This window comes from Chromobacterium sp. CV08 (assembly GCF_051129845.1).
GTDB lineage: Bacteria > Pseudomonadota > Gammaproteobacteria > Burkholderiales > Chromobacteriaceae > Chromobacterium.
Genome location: NZ_CP150453.1, coordinates 1,036,620 through 1,055,355, shown reverse-complemented (window position 1 = coordinate 1,055,355; position 18,736 = coordinate 1,036,620). Strand labels below are relative to the sequence as shown.

General features: G+C 65.9%; 17 protein-coding genes. 12 read left to right on the top strand and 5 right to left on the bottom strand.

Annotated features, from left to right (window positions below; genetic code table 11):
* Positions 1-253 precede the first annotated feature (253 nt).
* The 8 genes from fdnG (at position 254) to WNM05_RS04920 (ending at position 9,832) form a co-directional block, all read left to right on the top strand.
* Positions 254-3,310, top strand: coding sequence for a formate dehydrogenase-N subunit alpha (fdnG, locus tag WNM05_RS04955; RefSeq protein WP_434632985.1), 3,057 nt, complete (start codon positions 254-256; stop codon positions 3,308-3,310).
* A 12-nt stretch (positions 3,311-3,322) separates the two neighbouring features.
* Positions 3,323-4,210: a formate dehydrogenase subunit beta gene (gene fdxH, locus WNM05_RS04950; RefSeq protein WP_434632982.1), complete on the top strand. Its 888-nt coding sequence runs from the start codon at positions 3,323-3,325 to the stop codon at positions 4,208-4,210.
* Positions 4,207-4,824 carry a formate dehydrogenase subunit gamma gene (locus tag WNM05_RS04945; RefSeq protein WP_434632980.1) on the top strand — a complete coding sequence of 206 codons (618 nt, stop codon included), beginning with the start codon at positions 4,207-4,209 and terminating at the stop codon, positions 4,822-4,824. The genes fdxH and WNM05_RS04945 overlap by 4 nt, the downstream gene beginning before the upstream one ends.
* A gap of 90 nt (positions 4,825-4,914) precedes the next feature.
* Positions 4,915-5,805: a formate dehydrogenase accessory protein FdhE domain-containing protein gene (fdhE, locus tag WNM05_RS04940; protein WP_434632978.1), complete on the top strand. Its 891-nt coding sequence runs from the start codon at positions 4,915-4,917 to the stop codon at positions 5,803-5,805.
* A 79-nt stretch (positions 5,806-5,884) separates the two neighbouring features.
* Positions 5,885-6,601, top strand: coding sequence for a two-component system response regulator RstA (gene rstA / locus WNM05_RS04935; protein WP_434632976.1), 717 nt, complete (start codon positions 5,885-5,887; stop codon positions 6,599-6,601).
* Positions 6,602-6,607: 6 nt separating this feature from the next.
* Positions 6,608-7,882: a two-component system sensor histidine kinase RstB gene (gene rstB, locus WNM05_RS04930; protein WP_434632975.1), complete on the top strand. Its 1,275-nt coding sequence runs from the start codon at positions 6,608-6,610 to the stop codon at positions 7,880-7,882.
* 132 nt (positions 7,883-8,014) lie between these two features.
* Complete coding sequence (locus WNM05_RS04925) at positions 8,015-8,938, top strand: hypothetical protein (RefSeq protein WP_101706863.1); 924 nt, start codon at positions 8,015-8,017, stop codon at positions 8,936-8,938.
* An 87-nt stretch (positions 8,939-9,025) separates the two neighbouring features.
* Positions 9,026-9,832, top strand: coding sequence for a trypsin-like serine peptidase (locus WNM05_RS04920; RefSeq protein ID WP_434632973.1), 807 nt, complete (start codon positions 9,026-9,028; stop codon positions 9,830-9,832).
* Between the two features lie 45 nt (positions 9,833-9,877).
* On the opposite strand, the gene rph is transcribed toward WNM05_RS04920, so the two are convergent.
* The 3 genes from rph to WNM05_RS04905 form a co-directional block, all read right to left on the bottom strand.
* Complete coding sequence (gene rph, locus WNM05_RS04915) at positions 9,878-10,594, bottom strand: ribonuclease PH (protein WP_434632970.1); 717 nt, start codon at positions 10,592-10,594, stop codon at positions 9,878-9,880.
* A gap of 65 nt (positions 10,595-10,659) precedes the next feature.
* A complete protein-coding gene (locus WNM05_RS04910) occupies positions 10,660-11,538 on the bottom strand; it encodes a PP2C family protein-serine/threonine phosphatase (RefSeq protein ID WP_434632967.1) in 879 nt (292 codons plus the stop codon).
* Positions 11,535-12,506 carry a serine/threonine protein kinase gene (locus WNM05_RS04905; protein ID WP_434632965.1) on the bottom strand — a complete coding sequence of 324 codons (972 nt, stop codon included), beginning with the start codon at positions 12,504-12,506 and terminating at the stop codon, positions 11,535-11,537. Before WNM05_RS04905 ends, WNM05_RS04910 begins: the two co-directional genes overlap by 4 nt.
* A 99-nt stretch (positions 12,507-12,605) precedes the next feature.
* Here WNM05_RS04905 and WNM05_RS04900 point away from each other — a divergent pair, with 99 nt between their 5' ends.
* The 4 genes from WNM05_RS04900 (at position 12,606) to WNM05_RS04885 (ending at position 17,775) form a co-directional block, all read left to right on the top strand.
* Positions 12,606-13,472, top strand: a complete 867-nt coding sequence (locus tag WNM05_RS04900) for a YicC/YloC family endoribonuclease (RefSeq protein ID WP_434632963.1) — start codon at positions 12,606-12,608, stop codon at positions 13,470-13,472.
* A 229-nt stretch (positions 13,473-13,701) separates the two neighbouring features.
* Entirely contained in the window at positions 13,702-14,319 is a 618-nt protein-coding gene (locus tag WNM05_RS04895) for a hypothetical protein (protein ID WP_434632961.1), read from the top strand.
* A 209-nt stretch (positions 14,320-14,528) separates the two neighbouring features.
* Positions 14,529-15,695, top strand: coding sequence for a chromate transporter (locus WNM05_RS04890; protein ID WP_434632958.1), 1,167 nt, complete (start codon positions 14,529-14,531; stop codon positions 15,693-15,695).
* A 451-nt stretch (positions 15,696-16,146) separates the two neighbouring features.
* Positions 16,147-17,775 (top strand): methyl-accepting chemotaxis protein, encoded by a 1,629-nt coding sequence (locus WNM05_RS04885; protein WP_434632956.1) that lies wholly within the window; start codon positions 16,147-16,149, stop codon positions 17,773-17,775.
* Between the two features lie 33 nt (positions 17,776-17,808).
* Here WNM05_RS04885 and WNM05_RS04880 read toward each other — a convergent pair whose 3' ends face one another.
* Together WNM05_RS04880 and WNM05_RS04875 are read right to left on the bottom strand one after the other, a co-directional pair.
* Positions 17,809-18,090 carry a DUF3761 domain-containing protein gene (locus WNM05_RS04880; protein WP_434632954.1) on the bottom strand — a complete coding sequence of 94 codons (282 nt, stop codon included), beginning with the start codon at positions 18,088-18,090 and terminating at the stop codon, positions 17,809-17,811.
* Positions 18,091-18,323: 233 nt separating this feature from the next.
* A complete protein-coding gene (locus WNM05_RS04875) occupies positions 18,324-18,581 on the bottom strand; it encodes a DUF3761 domain-containing protein (protein ID WP_434632953.1) in 258 nt (85 codons plus the stop codon).
* Positions 18,582-18,736: the final 155 nt, after the last annotated feature.

Here is an 18,736-nt window from a genome sequence, read left to right as displayed (position 1 = left end):
CAAAGAACTGGACGGACGGCGCGGGCAATCGCCCCGCCGCCCGCCGGTTAGCCGCAGCGACCTGGCCTCATCTCCTCCCGCCATCACGCCTTCTCCTCGGCCCCGGCCCGTCGCGCCCCGAAAAGCCATGTCAATAAGGTGGTCATTGTTTCTGCGGCGGAGTAACATAAAAGAATAAAAGATAGAAAAAATCCATCAAGTATGGATATCCGTCCATTCGCTTACGATGCGGATACCCTGGAGGAAATGGACGATGGAAGTCACCAGACGTCAGCTGTTCAAGCTGACCGCGGCGCAGCTGGGCGCCTCCAGCCTGGTCGCCATGGGCTTCGCGCCGCAGCAGGCGCTGGCCGAAGTCAGGCAGTTCAAGCTGATGGGCGCGCGCGAAACGCGCAACACCTGTACCTACTGCTCCGTCGGCTGCGGACTGATCCTGTACGGCCTCGGCGACGGCGCCAAGAACACGCACGGCGAGATCTACCATATCGAGGGCGACCCGGACCATCCGGTCAGCCGCGGCTCTCTCTGTCCGAAGGGCGCCGGCCTGCTCGATTTCATCCACAGCCCCAAGCGGCTGCGCTACCCGGAAGTGCGCGAAGCCGGCAGCGGCGAATGGAAGCGCATAAGCTGGGACGAGGCGATTTCCCGCATCGCCCGGCTGATGAAGGACGACCGCGACGCGCACATCGTCGAGAAAAACGCCGCCGGCGTGCCGATCAACCGCTGGCTGTCCACCGCGATGCTGACCGCCTCGGCCGGCTCCAACGAAACCGGCATCATCTCGCAGAAATTCATCCGCAGCCTGGGCATCGTCGCCACCGACGCCCAGGCCCGCGTCTGCCACGGCCCGACGGTGTCGGCGCTGGCCTCCACCTTCGGCCGCGGCGCGATGACCAACAGCTGGGTGGACATCAAGAACGCCGACTTCATCCTGGTGATGGGCGGCAACGCCGCCGAGGCCCACCCGGTGGGCTTCAAATGGGCGATAGAGGCGAAGAAGACCCGCGGCACGCGGCTGATCGTCGTCGACCCGCGCTACAACCGCACCGCCTCGGTGTCCGACCTCTACCTGCCGATCCGCGTCGGCTCGGACATCGCCTTCCTCGGCGGCGTGATCAACTGGCTGATCCAGCACGACAAGATCCACTGGGACTACGTCAAGGCCTACACCAACGCCGCGCTGATCGTCCGCGACGACTACCGCTTCGACGAAGGCCTGTTCTCCGGCTACGACGCGGCCAAGGGCAAGTACGACAAGAGCAGCTGGAACTACGAGCTGGGCGACGACGGCTACGCCAGGACCGATCCGACGCTGCAACACCCGCGCTGCGTCTGGCAGCTGTTGAAGCAGCACTACTCGCGCTACACGCCGGAAATGGTCAACACCATCTGCGGCACGCCGGTGGACGGCTTTCTGCAGGTGTGCAAGGAGCTGGGCGAGACCGCCCGCCCGGACAAGGCCGGCACCATCCTGTACGCGCTGGGCTGGACCCAGCACACCACCGGCTCGCAGAACATCCGCACCATGGCGATGATCCAGCTCCTGCTCGGCAATATCGGCATGCCCGGCGGCGGCGTCAACGCGCTGCGCGGCCACTCCAACATCCAGGGCCTGTCCGACCTGGGCCTGCTGTCCACCAGCCTGCCCGGCTACCTGACGCTGCCCAGCGAGGCCGACCACCCGGACCTGGCCACTTACCTCGCCAAGACCACGCCCAAGACCCTGCAGGCGAAGCAGTTCAACTACTGGAGCAACACGCCCAAGTTCTTCGTCAGCCTGATGAAATGGATGTGGGGCGACAACGCGAGCAAGGACAATAACTGGGGCTACGACTGGCTGCCCAAGTGGGACAAGATGTACGACGTGCTGCACATGGCCGAGCTGATGTACCAGGGCAAGATGAACGGCTTCATCGTGCAGGGCTTCAACCCGCTGGCCAGCTTCCCCGACGCCGCCAAGGTGACCGAGGCCTTCTCCAAGCTCAAGTACATGGTGATCATCGACCCGATCGCCACCGAGACCTCCACCTTCTGGCAGAACCACGGCGACGCGCACGACGTCGATCCGGCCAAGATCCAGACCACGGTGTTCCGGCTGCCGTCCACCTGTTTCGCCGAGGAGGACGGCTCCATCGTCAACTCCGCGCGCTGGCTGCAATGGCACTGGAAAGGCGCCGAGCCGCCGGGCGAGGCCAGGGGCGACAACGAAATCATCGGCGAATTGTTCGTCGCCATCCGCGATCTCTATCGCAAGGAAGGCGGCAAACTGGCCGAGCCCATCCTCAAGGTCAACTGGAACTACCGCAACCCCAAGGCTCCGACGCCCAGCGAGCTGGCGATGGAAATGAACGGCAAGGCGCTGGCCGATCTGCCGGACCCGGCCGACCCCGGCAAGACATTGGTGAAGAAGGGCGAACAGATCCCCGGCTTCGCCGTGCTGCAGGACGACGGCCGCACCGCCTGCGCCTGTTGGATCTTCTCCGGCTGCTGGCCGCAGGCCGGCAACCAGATGGCGCGCCGCGACAACACCGACACCGGCCTCGGCAACACGCCGGGCTGGTCGTGGTCGTGGCCGGCCAACCGTCGCATCCTGTACAACCGCGCCTCCTGCGATCCGTCGGGCAAGCCGTGGGACCCCGCGCGCAAGCTGATCAGCTGGAACGGCGAGAAATGGGTGGGCGGCGACGTGCCGGACTTCAAGGCAGACGCCGCGCCGGACTCCGGCATGATGCCCTTCATCATGAACCCGGAGGGCGTGGGCCGGCTGTTCTGCGCCGACAAGCTGGTGGACGGTCCCTTCCCCGAGCATTACGAGCCGATGGAAAGCCCGATCGGCACCAATCCGCTGCACCCCAAGGTGGTGTCCAGCCCGGCGGTGCGGCTGTTCGACAGCGACAGGAAGCGGCTGGGCACGCACCAGGACTTCCCCTACGTCGGGACGACTTACCGGCTGACCGAGCACTTCCAGTTCTGGACCAAGTCGGTGCTCTTGAGCGCCATCGCCCAGCCCGAGCAGTTCGTCGAGATCGGCGAAGTCCTGGCACGCGAAAAAGGCATCGCCCAGGGCGACATGGTCAAGGTCAGCTCCAAGCGCGGCTTCGTCAAGGCCAAGGCGGTGGTCACCAAGCGGCTGATGGCGCTGAAGGTCAACGGCCAGACCGTGCACCAGATCGGCATCCCGCTGCACTGGGGCTGGGAGGGCGTGGCGCGGCCGGGCTACCTGACCAATTCGCTGCCGCCCGCGGTCGGCGACTGCAATACGCAGACGCCCGAATACAAGGCCTTCCTGGTCAAGCTGGAAAAACTGTAAGGAACCCCGGCCATGCCATTGCAATCGCTGGACATCCATCGCCGCTCCGCCAGCCCGACCGAAAGCCCCAAGGTCCGCCAGACCCTGGAGGTGGCCAAGCTGATCGACACCTCCACCTGCATAGGCTGCAAGGCCTGCCAGGTGGCCTGTTCCGAGTGGAACGACATCCGCGAGGAAGTCGGCCACAACATCGGCGTCTACGACAATCCGACCGACCTGTCCGCCAAGGCCTGGACGGTGATGCGCTTCGCCGAGGAGGAAAGCAACGGCAAGCTGGAATGGCTGATCCGCAAGGACGGCTGCATGCACTGCGCCGACCCCGGCTGTCTGAAAGCCTGTCCGTCGCCGGGCGCCATCGTCCAGTACAGCAACGGCATCGTCGATTTCCACCAGGAAAACTGCATAGGCTGCGGCTACTGCATCGCCGGCTGTCCGTTCGACATCCCGCGCATCAGCAAGGAAGACAACAAGGCCTACAAGTGCACGCTGTGCTCGGACCGCGTCGCCGTCGGCCTGGAGCCGGCCTGCGTCAAGACCTGTCCCACCGGGGCCATACAGTTCGGCTCCAAGGAGGACATGAAGGAAGTGGCGGCGGAACGGGTGGCCGACCTGCAGCAGCGCGGCTATCAGCACGCCGGCCTGTACGATCCGCAAGGCGTCGGCGGCACGCACGTGATGTACGTGCTGCACCACGCAGACAAGCCGGAGCAGTACTCCGGCCTCCCCAACAACCCGGAAATCAGCCCCACCGTGCAACTGTGGAAGGGCTGGCTCAAGCCGCTGGCGACGATAGGCATCGCCGCCGCCGGCCTGTTCGGCTTCCTGCACTACATCACCGTCGGCCCCAACCGCGCCGATGACGAAGCGGAAAGCGAAACGCGCGAGGAGGACAAGCGATGAAGGAAAAACTGCTGCAACGCTACAGCGCCGCCGAGCGGATCAACCACTGGATCGTCGCCGTCTGCTTCGTGCTGCTGGCGCTGTCCGGCCTGGCGCTGTTCTACCCGGCCTTCTTCTGGCTGACCGGCGTGTTCGGCACGCCGCAGCTGGCGCGCATGGTGCACCCCTTCGTCGGCGTGCTGATGTTCGTCGGCTTTTTCGTCCAGTTCTTCCGCTATTGGCGGCGCAACCTGATCAACGGCCAGGACATCAAGTGGATGATGGCGGTGAAGGACGTACTGCGCGGCCATGAAACCGTCGAGGTCGGCAAATACAACGGCGGCCAGAAGGCGATGTTCTGGATCATGACCGTGTGCGTGGCCGTCATGCTGCTCACCGGCCTCATCGCCTGGCGCCAGTACTTTTCCGGCTATTTCCCCATCCCGGTGATCCGGCTGGCCCTGCTGCTGCACGCCTGGGCCGCCACCCTGCTGATCGCCAGCATCATCGTCCACGTCTACGCCGCGCTGTGGGTGAAGGGCACGATACGGGCGATGGTGGAGGGCGTGGTCACCGATGCCTGGGCGAAGAAGCACCATCCGGGCTGGTACAAGGAAATGACGGGAAAGAAATAAAACCTATCCGGCGACGGCAGGCGAGCCTTGGGGCTTGGCCTTGCGGACACCTGCCGGCGCTTCATCCGGAATCAACCGCCGCGATCAACGATGACACCCACCCAACCCCTCCTGCCGGCCGAACAGATCCGCGCCGGCGACATCCCGCTGATGAGCCCGTCCGTGCTGCGGCCGCCGACCGACATCTTCTCCCGCCGCGCCGACCGGCTGCTGCGATTGGCCGACGGCCACGCGATGGCCGATTTTCTGCGTTTGTGCGCCGCCATCTGCCAGCAGCAGCAGGCCTTGCACGACGCGTCGCGGCTCGATCCGCGCGCCGCGCTCGAAAAGCTGGCCCAGGCCTTGCAGCCGCAGCTTCCGGCGCAGGTCCTGGCCGCATCGGGCGCCTTGCTCGCGCTGGACGCCGCCGCGCTCAGCCGGCTGGCCGAGCGGCTGATCAACGGCGACTACCCGGTGGACGGTCCCCTGTTCGCCGCGCTGCCGCTGCTGGGCGCCGCCCTGCAGGCCCAGGCCACCCGCAGCATCCGGCAGCGGCCGCTGCCAGAGCCGCAAAGCCAGGACTCGCGCTGCCCATGCTGCGGCGGTCTGCCGCTGGCCTCGCTGCTGCTGCGCGGCGACAGCGGCCACGCCCAGCGCTACGTGGTGTGCTCGATGTGCAGCCACGCCTGGCCGCTTGGCCGGGTGCGCTGCCTGTCCTGCGGCAACAGCCGCGGCCTCAGCTATTACTCGCTGGCGGCGCTGGACCACGTCCCCGCCCCGCCCGACCATCAGCAGCCGCATCGGGAGCGCGGCGCGCGCGAAGTGGAAGCCTGCGGCGAATGCCACGGCGCGCTCAAGCAGATATCGCAGTTGCAGGATGCCGACGCGGAAGCCTGCGCCGACGACCTGGCCAGCCTGGCGCTGGATCTGCTGGCCGGCGAAGCGGGCTTCGGGCGCATCGGCTTCAATCCGCTGTTCCTGCCCGGCCGGGAGCCCGCCTGACGGCTGTGCGCACTTGAGCCGCGGCCCCCGGCGCGCGATACTTGCCGGCGAACCGCCAATCAACCGCATGGATACCCGCATGACCCATCGCATCGTATTCGTCGAAGACGACGCCGACCTCGCCGAACTGATCAGCGATTTTCTGTCCCGCCACGAAATGGAAGTGGTGATCGAGCCGCGCGGCGACGCCGCGCTCGACACCATCGCCCGCGAGAAGCCGGACATGGTGCTGCTGGACATCATGCTGCCGGGCAAGGACGGCCTGTCGATCTGCCGCGAGCTGAGGCCCAAGTTCGACGGCCCCATCATCATGCTGACTTCGCTGGACAGCGACATGAACCAGATCCTGGGCCTGGAGCTGGGTGCCAACGACTACATCCTGAAGACCACGCCGCCGTCGGTGCTGGTGGCGCGGCTGCGCGCCCAGTTGCGCAATCTGCGCCCGGCGCAGCCGACGGCCGAGGCTCAGCCGGCCAAGGGTTCGCGCAAGGCGGTGTTCGGCCAGCTGTCCATCGACCCGGTCAGCCGAGACGTGATCCTGGCCGGCGAGAAGATCCCGCTGTCGACATCGGACTTCGACCTGCTGTGGCTGTTGGCCAGCCACGCCGGCGAGACGCTGAACCGCGACATCCTGCTGAAGGAAATGCGCGGCGTCAGCTACGACGGCCTGGATCGCAGCATAGACGTGGCCATCTCGCGGCTGCGCAAGAAGCTGGGCGACAATCCCAGCGAGCCGTTCCGCATCAAGACCGTGCGCAACCGCGGCTATCTGTTCTCGCTGTCCGGCTGGGAGTAAGCGCGGATGCGCCGCCTGTTCATCCAGTTCTACCTGCTGCTGATGGCCTGCTTCCTGGTCGCCGTCGTCATGGTCGGCGTCGTGTACAAGCAGGCCGTCGACGATGTCGGCGAACGCTACCTGGCCGACCTCCTGCGCACCACGCTGTCGCTGATCGAGGCCGATCTGCGCGGCGTGCCGGAAGACCGCTGGAGCGAGACGCTGGCCAATGCCGACTACGGCTTCACCTTCCGCGTCAAGGTCGAGAAAATGAGCAACTACATTCTCGACGACGAATCGCGCCAGGCGCTGGACCGCGGCGAGATCGTGATGCTGGAGGACAAATACCTGTTCCTGCAGAAACTGCAGGACAGCAACTACCTGCTGGTGGCCGGCCCGCTGCGCTACCTGTTCTTCCTGCACCGGCTCAAATGGTTCGACTACGCGCTGCTGGGGCTCCTGGGCCTGTCGCTGGCGATTCCGGTCTTCCTGTGGATGCGTCCGCACTGGCGCGACCTGGTGGCGCTGGAGCGCACCGCCGGCCAACTGGCCAACGGCGACCTGTCGGCCCGCGTCGACCTGCCGCCGCACTCCGGCGTCCACCACCTGGGCGTCGCCTTCAACCACATGGCCGACAATATCGGCGCGCTGATCAACAGCAAGAAGACGCTGACCAACGCCGTCGCCCACGAGCTGCGCACGCCGCTGGCCCGGCTGCGCTACCGGCTGGCGCTGCTGGAGGGCGACGAGACGTCGCCGGAGCGGCAGGCGATAGAACGCGACCTGACGGCGATAGACAAGCTGGTGGAGGAACTGCTGTTCCACGCCCGGCTGGACCGGCCCGAGGCGCCGCTGCAGCTGAGCACATTCAACGCGCTGCCGTGGGCGCGCGAGCGCATCGCCGGCCAGGCGGCGCTGGCGCAGGAAATCCACTGGATAGAACCGGTAGGCGAGACGCTGGACATCACCGCCGACGAGCACATGATCACCCGCGCGCTGGACAATCTGCTGTCCAACGCCCGCCGGCACGCCAACGCCGTCGTGGCCACCCACATCCTGATAGATCAGCAGCATTGCTGCATCATCGTCGACGACGACGGTCCGGGCATACCGGAAGCCGACCGCGAACGGGTGTTCGACCCCTTCGTCCGGCTGGACGAGAGCCGCGGCCGCAAGACCGGCGGCCATGGACTCGGCCTCGCCATCGTCGCCGGCATCGCCCGCGCCCACCGCGGCAGCATCAAGGTGGAGAGCTCGCCCATGGGCGGCGCGCGCTTCCTGCTGCGTTGGCCGACCGCCTGATGTACATTTTGTAACATTGAGATACACGCCTCCCCTAGACGCTCCCCCTTGCCACAGATAGCATCTCGCCCTGAATTAGGACTTTTACGGGTCCGTTTCACCCCAATCGAAAGAAACTTAGGAGTTTCGTAAATGAAAAAGCTGGCTCTGCTCGCCCTGACCGCTGCTTTCAGCCTGGTGTCCGCCAACGGCTTCGCCGCTGAAAAAGCTGCTGCTTCCGCTCCGGCCATCCACAAGGCCAAGAAAGCTGAAAAGAAAAAAGTAGCTTCCGCTCAAAAAGCTCAAGCCGCTAAGTCCGACGCCTCCGCTCCGAAAGCCAAGAAGGCTCACAAGCACGCTGGCAAGAAGGAAGCCTCCGCTCAGAAAGCCCAAGCCGCCAAGGCCGACGCTTCCGCTCCGAAGGCCAAGAAGGCTCACAAGCACGTAGCCAAGAAGCACGCCGCCAAGAAGGAAGCTTCCGCTGCTCAAAAAGCTCAAGCCGCCAAGGCCGACGCTTCCGCTCCGAAGGCCAAGAAGGCCAAGAAGCACGTAGCCAAGAAGGAAGCCTCCGCTCAGAAGGCTCAAGCCGCCAAGGCTGACGCGTCCGCTCCGAAGGCCAAGAAGGCCAAGAAGCACGCCGCCAAGAAAGAAGCTTCCGCTCAGAAAGCCCAAGCCGCCAAGGCCGACGCTTCCGCTCCGGTAGCCAAGAAGGCTCACAAGCACCACGCCAAGAAGCACCACGCCGCCAAGAAGGAAGCTTCCGCCGCTCAAAAGGCTCAAGCTGCCAAGGCCGACGCTTCCGCTCCGGTAGCCAAGAAGGCTCACAAGCACCACGCCAAGAAGCACCACGCCGCCAAGAAGGAAGCTTCCGCCGCTCAAAAGGCTCAAGCTGCCAAGGCCGACGCTTCCGCTCCGGTAGCCAAGAAGGCTCACAAGCACCACGCCAAGAAGCACCACGCTGCCAAGAAGGAAGCTTCCGCCGCTCAAAAGGCTCAAGCTGCCAAGAAGGACGCGTCCGCTCCGGCTAAGAAGGCCGCCAAGCACGCTGGCAAGAAAGCCGCTTCCGCTGCCAAGTAATTCCGGCATCGGCGCCGCAGCCTGAAGCTCGCGGCATCGCTTTCACGGGGCGCTCTGCGCCCCGTTGTCATTTCAGGACTCCGCCCGATGAAGCGCCTCGCCCTCTGCCTCGCCCTGCTGTCCCCGCTCCTCCACGCCGCTCCGCTCAGCAAGGAGCACAAGATCCTGTTCTTCGGCCTCGACGACCGCGTGCTGGAAAAGCCCGACCGCATGCCGTGGCAGACGGTGGGCCAGCTGGAAACCCGCTCCCGCACCATCTGCACCGGCACGCTGGTGGCCCCCGACGTGGTGCTGACCGCCGGCCACTGCTTCGTCGACGAGAAGGGCCGCTTCGACCCCGCCGTCAGCTTCACCGTCGGCCTGTGGGGCGACGAATACACGGCGCTGAGCCGGATCAAGGAAGTGCAGGTGGACAAGGCCTTTCTGAAAGGGCTGATCCGCAAGCGCGACGGCCTGTACATTCCACCGCGCATCGCGCCGCGCGACTTCGCCTTCGTGCGGCTGGCCACCCCGCTGGGCAACAGCCAGGGCACGGTGCCGGTGTTCTCCGGCGACGCCAAGGCGCTGAAGGCGCTGCTGGCCAGCCGCCAATGGACCGTCACCCAGGGCGGCTACCCGGTCGACGACCAGCGCCATCTGCGCGCCCACCACGGCTGCAAGGCCATCGCCCTGCGCGAAGACGGCCGCCTGACCCACCGCTGCGACACGCTGGAAGGCAATAGCGGCTCGCCGATCTTCGCGATCGACGCCAAGGGCCAGGCCACCATCGTCGCGGTACAGAGTTCGGCGCCGCCGGCCTCTCGCCGCAAGCTGGAAGACAATATGAGCGTGTCGGCGCCGATGTTCGAACAGGCCTTGCGCGCCTTCATCGCCAAATCTCCGGCCAAGAAATGAGAAAGCCGCCCAAGGGCGGCCTTCCGGCATCCGGCGGACAGTCGCTCAGCCGGCCAGCGCCTCGCGCTGCAGCGCCAGCAGCTCGGCGATGCCCTTGCGCGCCAGCGCCAGCATCGCGCTCATCTCCTCCTCGCTGAACGGCTCGCCCTCGGCGGTGCCCTGCACCTCGACGAAGCGGCCGTTGCCGGTCATCACCACATTCATATCGGTCTCGCAGGCCGAATCCTCCGGATAGTCGAGGTCCAGCACCGGCACGCCCTGGTAGACGCCGACCGATACCGCCGCCACCTGGTCGCGCAGCGGGCTGGCGTTCAACTTGCCGGCGGCCATCAGGCCCTGGATCGCGTCGGCCAGCGCCACGTAGGCGCCGGTGATGCTAGCGGTGCGGGTGCCGCCGTCGGCCTGGATCACGTCGCAGTCGATGACGATCTGGCGCTCGCCCAGCTTGGCGAGGTCGGTGACGGCGCGCAGCGAGCGGCCGATCAGGCGCTGGATTTCCTGCGTGCGGCCGGACTGCTTGCCGGCGGCGGCCTCGCGCCGCATCCGGCTGCCGGTGGAGCGCGGCAGCATGCCGTATTCCGCCGTCACCCAGCCCTGGCCCTTGCCTTTCAGAAAGGACGGCACGGTCTCCTCGACGCTGGCGGTGCAGATCACCTTGGTGTCGCCGAACTCCACCAGCACCGAGCCTTCGGCATGCCGGGTGTAGCCACGGGTCAGTCGGACGACGCGCAGCGCGTCGGCATTACGTTGGGAAGGTCGCATCGATGGCCTTGGACGGAAAGTGGGAACGACGGCGATTATACTCCGCCTGCGCCCGGTCGCCGCACTCAGCTGTCCTTGTCCACCTGGCTGGCCAGTATCTCCTGGTGCATCGTCGCGAGATTCGACTCCAGGATCAGGCGCCCGCCCTTCTGCGGCGGCGTCTTCTCGGTGTCCAGCACATCGGCGCGCTCGCCCAGTTCCAGCGAGTCGTCCAGCAGCGTCACCGCCAGCGCCGACAGATTGTCGCCGCCGGCGCCGGCCCGGCGCTCGGCGACATTGATCAGCGCCGGCAGCACCTGGTTGACGTTGCGCCCGGCGAAGACCTTCTCCATCTCGGCATCCTGCACCTGCGACCACAGGCCGTCGGTGCACAGCAGGACCGAGCTGCCGGCGGCGATGCTCTGCCGCTCGCCGATATCGATGTCCGGATCGCTGGACGCGCCCAGGCAGTTGTAGATCTTGTTGCGCTCCGGATGGGTCTTGGCCGCCTCCTCGCTCAGCGTACCCAGATCTATCATGCGCTGGACCTGGGAATGGTCGCGCGAACGCAGCCTCAGCCCCCGCTGATCGAGCAGATACAGGCGCGAGTCGCCGACATGGCACCAGTACAGCTGCCCGTGCTGCAGAATGGCCGCCACCACCGTGGTGCTGGGCACGTCGGGCAGTCTATGATCGGCGGCGTACTCCAGGATCACCTGGTGCACCGAGCTGATCGCGTTGACCAGGAAACGGTTCGGGTAGCTGAGCGTAGGCGCCGCCTGCTGGTAGAACAACTCGCAGAGCAGATCGACGGTGATCTGGGCCGCCACCTCGCCGCGCATATGGCCGCCCATGCCGTCGGCCACCACCAGCATCACCGTTTCAGTCGAATGGGCGATGGCCAGCCGATCCTGATTGTAGCTACGGCCGCCGATCCGGCTTTCCTGGAAAATAGACAGTTTCATTCCGTCCCCTCTCGACGCCGGCCGCCGGCCAGGCCGCGGATCCATCCCATCAGCCGGTTGCCCTCCGCCGCCGGCTTCTCCGGCTTGCTGTATTCGGTCTGCTGCAGGCACTTCTGGACTTCCAGCACCGTCGCCGGCCTGTCGTCCGGCGACAAGGCCAGGCAACGGTCGCACAAGGCCAGCAACTCGCGCGAGTACAAATGGCCGAAAGCCTTGGCCGCCGGCACCAGCGCGTCGCTCTCGCTCCGCGCCTTGGCGTTTTGCGGCGTCGCGCCGCCCATGCACACGTACAGACAGGCGCCTATCCCGTAAATATCGGTCCACGGCCCCAGCGGCTGATCGCGCTCGTACTGCTCCGGGGCCGCGAAACCCGGCGTGTACATCGCGGCGAAATGCTTGTCGCGGCGCGACAGCGTCTGCCGCGCCGCGCCGAAATCCAGCAGCAGCGGCACCCCGCTGCGACGCAGATAGATATTGGCCGGCTTGATGTCCAGATGCAGCAAGCGCTGGCTGTGCACCTCGCGCAGCCCGGACAGCAGCGCGGCGAACCACTTGCGGATCAGCCTCTCCTCCATCCTGCCGCCGGCGAGTTCCAGCTCCCGTCCCAGCGAGCGGCCGTCGGCATACTCCATCACCATGTACACCGTCTGGTTGGCGCGGAAGAAATTGCTGACCCGCACCACGGTCGGATGGGAGATGCCGGACAGCACCCGTCCCTCCTCGAAAAAGCACTTCAGACCCAGATTGAAGGCGTCGCGATCCATCTCATGCGGCACCGTCACCCCGTCCTCCTGATTGCGCTCGGCCAGATTGCGCGGCAGGTATTCCTTGATCGCGAATTTGCGGTCGGCATCGTCCAGCGCCAGATAGACGACGCTGAAGCCGCCGACCGACAACTGGCGCACAATGGTGTACTCCGCCAGGCGATAGCCAGGCGGTAGCGCGGTCTGCTTGCTGGATTGAGTCATCGGATGGCAGTTGTTATAGTGTCCACTGGCCCTGAATTGAGCTTAGCAAAGCAATTCGGGCCCGGCATTTTGAAATTGGATTCGCAATAGGAGCCCCGCATGATACTGAGCATGACCGGCTTTGCCGCCGCCACCCGGGAATTCCCCGGTGGCATGTTGAGCCTGGAGGTCCGAGCGGTCAATCATCGCTACCTCGACGTGCAGATGCGCCTGCCGGAAGAATTGCGCATCATCGAACCGCAGCTGCGCGAACAGATCGCCGCCCGCGTCACCCGCGGCAAGCTGGAATGCCGCGTCGGCCTGAACCAGGTGGACAGCGCCGCCCCGACGCTGGAATTGAATCACGCCCTTCTCGACCGCCTGCTCGAAGTCTCCCGCGACGTGCAGCAACGCTGCGGCGACGGCAAGGGCCTGTCGGTCGGCGAACTGATGCGCTGGCCCGGCGTGCTGAAAAGCAACGAACTGGCGCCGGAAGTGCTGCACCAGCTGTGCCTGGACGCGCTGCAGACCGCGCTGGCCGACTTCAACGCCTCTCGCGGCCGCGAAGGCGAAAAGCTGAAGGCGGTGCTGATCGAAAGGATAGAGGCGATGGAGGCCATCGTCGCCGCGATCAAGCCCAAGCTGCCGCAGATCCTCGACAGCTATATGGCCAAGCTGTCCGGCCGGCTGCAGGAGGCGCTGGGCAGCGTCGACGAGGACAGGCTGAAGCAGGAATTCGCGCTGTTCGCGCAGAAGATAGACGTGGACGAGGAGCTGTCGCGGCTGAGCACCCACCTCACCGAAGTGCGCCGCATCCTGAAATCCGGCGGCCAGTCCGGCAAGCGGCTGGACTTCCTGATGCAGGAATTGAACCGCGAAGCCAACACGCTGGGCTCCAAGTCGGTCTCCACCGACACCACCCAGGCCTCGGTCGAACTGAAGGTGCTGATCGAACAGATGCGCGAACAGATCCAGAACATCGAGTAAGCGCGCCTAGCCGCCGAAACCGCAAAGCCCCGCCAGCCGGGGCTTTATTCATTTCCAGCCCGATCCATCCCCTCCCGGAACGCCAACGCCGGCACCGGCCCCCGAAACGCAGGCCGCTTGCCTGAACGGTGTCGGCTTCATCTTCCCCGACGAACAGCGCACGCTGCAATGCATCCGCAAGACGCGGATCAGGACACAGGATGCCGTATCCCGTGCCGGAGGGAAAAGAATGAATATGCAGCAATGGCTCGGCGCCGACAAACAAGCGCCGCGGAAAACATGCCGGCCTCTCGCCTGCGAAGAGGCCAAGCCGTCATCGGCCGCCCTGCCCGCCGGGCTGAACCGGCGGGTCGAGCGGATCTGCCGGCTGGAGCGCTGGTCCGGCGCCGATCGCGCCGAATGGCGGTCGCTGCTGCGCGCGCAGATCTCGCGCGACGGCGTGCCGCCGGCCGAACTGGCCGCCGCCCTCGATGCCCACCTCGCCCGCCACCACGCCGGCGTCGATGCCGACGACGATCGGGAAGCCGTCGAAGAGCGCGCCGCGATCATCGAACACGACGGCGGCCTGCCGCGCGCCGAAGCGGAACGCCTCGCCGGCCGGGTCAACGACTGCATGCGCTGCCGGCACTGGAGCGGCGAAACCACCGTGCCCGATGCGCGCCAGCGCGCGGTCCAGATGGTAGGACTGCATACGCCGCACCGCGGCAACGCCGCCATGGGACTGTGCGGCGCCCGCTACCGGCCGTGGCGCGCCTCCAACCTGGCCGGCACGGCGGACTACATACGCTGGCACTTCATCGGACAGTGCGCCTTCCTGCCGGCGCGCATCGGAGATCGGGCATCCTGAAGAAGATCGCGGCCAATATCGGCGCGACGGCACCGCAAGGCCATTCCGGCATATTGCCACCCAGCCCGCCGCGCGGGCTTTCTTTCGTGCCGGTCGGCCCGGTTCCCGAACGACGAACAAATACGCGCCCGGATTTCGCAAGTGCTAAATTCACTACATGTCCATTTCACACCGGCCGGGTCGTCGACCGCCGGTCCAGGAGTCGAATCATGACGGCCCCTCCCACCGCGCCGATCCGATACAGCTTGTGGCAGCTGACGCGCTATTTCCTGCGGCTGGGCGCGCTGGGCTTCGGCGGCCCGGTGGCACTGGTCGGCTACATGCATCGCGACCTGGTCGAGCAGCGCGGCTGGATAGCCGAGGCAGATTACAAGGAGGGCATCGCGCTGGCGCAGATCGCCCCGGGGCCGCTGGCGGCCCAGCTGGCAATCTACCTCGGCTATGTCCATTACCGCGTCTTGGGCGCCACCGCCGCCGGCCTGGCCTTCGTGCTGCCGTCCTTCCTGATGGTGCTGGCGCTGGGTTGGGCCTATCGGACCTTAGGCGGCCTGCCCTGGATGCAGGCGGTGTTCTATGGCGTCGGCGCCGCCGTGATCGGCATCATGGCGATCAGCGCGCACAAGCTGGCGACCAGGAACCTGAAAAGCGACCGCATGCTGTGGGCCATCTTCGCGGCGCTGGCGCTGGTCACCATCATTACCCAGTCCGAGATCGCCTGGCTGTTCATTGCGGCCGGACTGTTGGTCTGGCTGTCGCGCTGCCGGCCCCGGCCCTCTCCGGGCGCGCTGGGCGCGGCATTGCCGCTGCCGCTGCCGCTGTTGCCCGCCGCGACCGATCCTGGCCTATTGCTGCAACTGACCGTGTTTTTCGCCAAGGCCGGCGCCTTCGTCTTCGGTTCGGGCCTCGCCATCGTGCCTTTCCTCTATGGCGGCATCGTCAGCGAGCATCATTGGCTGACCGACAAGCAGTTCGTCGACGCGGTGGCGGTGGCGATGATCACGCCTGGGCCGGTGGTGATCACCACGGGCTTCATCGGCTATCTGGTGGCAGGCTTGCCCGGCGCGTGCCTGGCGGCGCTGGCCACTTTCCTGCCGTGCTATCTGATCACGGTGCTGGCGGCGCCGCATTTCAAGAAGCACGGCAAGCGCCCGGGCCTGATGGCTTTCGTCGATGGCATCACCGCGGCGGCAATCGGCGCCATCGCAGGCTCGGTAGTGGTGCTGGCGCAGCGCTCGCTGACCGACCTGCCCACCGCGCTGCTGGCGATCTGCACCGCCGGCTTGCTTTGGCGATGGAAGACACTGCCGGAACCGGTCATCGTTGCCGGCGCGGCGCTGCTCGGCATCGCGCTGTTTCCACTGACACATCGTTTCTGAGCCGCGAGGCTCGCCGCCGCTTGCGGCAAACCATCTTGCCGCACAACCCTCACAGCGTCGCAGCCACAAACCGCTGTGGACGAGAGGCTCATCCGCGCCGAGCCTCGGCAAGATGACGCGAAACGGGAGCATGCCCGGTTTGCGCGCGTACAAACGCGAATAGCCGGATCATGGCCAGGAAAGGCTTTCCGGCGCTTACGCAATCATCAGTCAGCGCCCCCTCCTCTGCTCCAGCCCGGCCAGACAGGATGGTTACGCCTCCCCTGACCTTTCTTCCAGTCCGGATACCGGCATTCGGCCGCCCTCCTAGAGCGAAAACCGTTCCCCAACGATGGGAAACCGACATCGGCGGCGAAAAACCGCCAATGCCGGGAAAAAAATTGCAAACAGGTTCTAATATGAAAATGGTTATGCATTTAGCTTGTCTATAGGACAACCGTGGAGACGCGCGATGCTTTATCAGCTGACGGTCAGGCAGAAACTTTTTCTCGGATTCGGCTCATTGCTGGCGATGCTGCTGATCGTCGTCGGCCTGGCGATGTACAAGATGGACAATCTACAGCAGAAGACCCGCGACATCACCGACAACCGCTACCCGAAGGTGGCGCTGGTCAACCGCATCACGACCACCACGCTGGACGTCGGCCGCGGCGTGCGCAACGCCATCATCGCGCCCGAGCCGGAGATGATAGAGGCGGAGATCGCCAAGGTGGAAAGCCTGCGCGCATCCAACACCAAGGATATGGAGGCGCTGGACAAGCTGATCGCGACGCCGCAGGGCCGCGCGCTGATGGACAAGGCCAAAGAGGCGCGCGCCGTGCTGGCCCAGCAATACGAGACGATGTACAAGCTGGCGCGCACCGGCAAGGGCGCGCCGGCCTATGCTTTTCTGAAGCAGCATTTCACGGTCGCCAACAACGCCTTCATGGCGGCGCTGAAGGATCTGGCCAAATACCAGGGCGACCGGATGCTGCAGGCCGTGCAGGAGGGCCAGGACAGCTATGATCAGGCCCGCAACCTGATGATCACGATCACGCTGCTGGCGCTGGCGCTGGGGGCGATGGCCGCGTGGTGGATCTCCCGGATGATCACCACGCCGCTGCAGCACTCGGTGGAACTGGTGCATCAGATCAAGCAGGGCGACCTGTCGGGCGCCGACGAATCGCTGCCGTCCGCGCGCGATGAAGCCATCATCATCGCCCGCGACATCCAGGAAATGCGCCAGGGACTGCGCGAGGTGGTGTCCAGCATCCAGCGGAACGCGCACAATGTGTCCAACGCCGCGCGCGAGCTGTCCAGCATGTCGAAGGAAGTGGCCAACGGCGCCCAGCGCCAGTCAGAGGCCACCACCTCGGCCGCCGCAACCATAGAGCAGCTGACCGTCAGCATCAATCATGTGGCCGACAACGCCGACCAGGCCTCCGACCAGGCCCGCGCCGCCGGGGAGATGGCCAGCCGCGGCGGCCACAACGTGCAGGCCTCGGTGGGCCAGATCGGCACCGTGTCGCAGTCAGTCGCCAGCACTTCGGAGCAGATGCAGAACCTGACCAACGAGGTACAGCGCATAGGCAATATCGTCACCGTGATCCGCGACGTCGCCGATCAGACCAATCTCCTGGCCTTGAACGCGGCGATCGAGGCGGCGCGCGCCGGCGAGATGGGCCGCGGCTTCGCCGTCGTCGCCGACGAAGTCAGAAAGCTCGCCGAGCGCACCACCAGCTCGGCCCAGGAAATCACCCAGATGATAGGCTCCATCCAGCAGAACGCCCATCGGGTGGTCGACAGCATGGCCGGCAGCCTGACCAGCGTCGAAGCGGTGTCCGGCAGCGCCAGCGAGGCCAGCATGTCGATGCAGGAGATCGAGAACAACACCCAGTCCATCGTCGGCACGATAGCCAGCATCACCTCCAGCCTGTCGGAGCAGCGCGCCGCCAGCCTGACGCTGGCGCAAAGCATGGAGCAGGTGTCGCAGATGGCCGAGCAGAACAGCGCGACGGTGCAGGAACTGGCCACCACCTCCGGCGAGCTGGACTCGCTGTCGCAAAGCCTGCAGCACGTCACCTCACGCTTCAAGCTGTGAGCGGCGTCCCGCCGGTCAGAGTTTTTCCATGCGCTACAGCCAGGCCGCCACGCCGCCGTGATGCGAGCAGGTGCCTCGCCTGTGCGCGCTGAAGCTGTATGTGCCGTCCCTGCACTTGGCCGAGGCGCCAGCCGGCGCCTTGCCGTTCTTCGAGTGCGCCGGGCTGTGCACCTCCTTGCCGTCCGAATTCCTGTAGCTGCCGTGCTCGACAAGCTGGGACTCGTTCGGCGCATCGTTGTCGGTCTGGCTGGGTTTTTTCGCGAAAACCGGCTGGACGGCCAGCAGCGCGGCAAAGGCTAGGACGGCTAGGCGCATATGATCTTCCCTTTTGAAATGCCATAAGCATTTTAGCTGCCGCCGTCGCGCCGCGCCAAGGCCATCGCGCGGATCGCCGCTTCCTTATGGCCTTTTTGTCGGTTCCCGCCGCCCCGCCGGCGCGCCTGCCGGCCAAGCTGTGGACAAGTCCGCGGATGCCGGCCTTCTGTGAATAAGTCGCCGCCGTCGACCGCGTCCTCCAGGCCCGCCTCCCGGCGGGCTTTCGCATCGCGCTAGCGATAACGCCTGGCGACGCCGCGATGGCCGGCGCAGGCGTGGCGGCGGCTATAGCTGTAGCTGCCGTCCCGGCAACGGGCCGTGGCGCCGGCCGGCTTGGCTCTGGAGCGGGCCGTCCTGCCCTCGCGGGCGGACGCGCCGTCCCCGGTCACCAGATTGGTCGATCCGGTCACCCGCTGGGCCAGGACCGGCGGCGCGGCCAGCGCCAGCAGCAGCGCCGCCGCGGCGGCCGCCATCATCGAGACTGCACGCATACTTCACTCCTTCCGATTGCGAAAATGCGCATTTTAAGAGCCTGCGGCCTCCGCGGACAGCCCGCTTTCGGGCACGCAACGCTCGCGGGCCCCACCTGGCGGGGCCGCTCCGCAACACATCGCCGACCATTTATAAGCGAACTATGCTTTTTTAC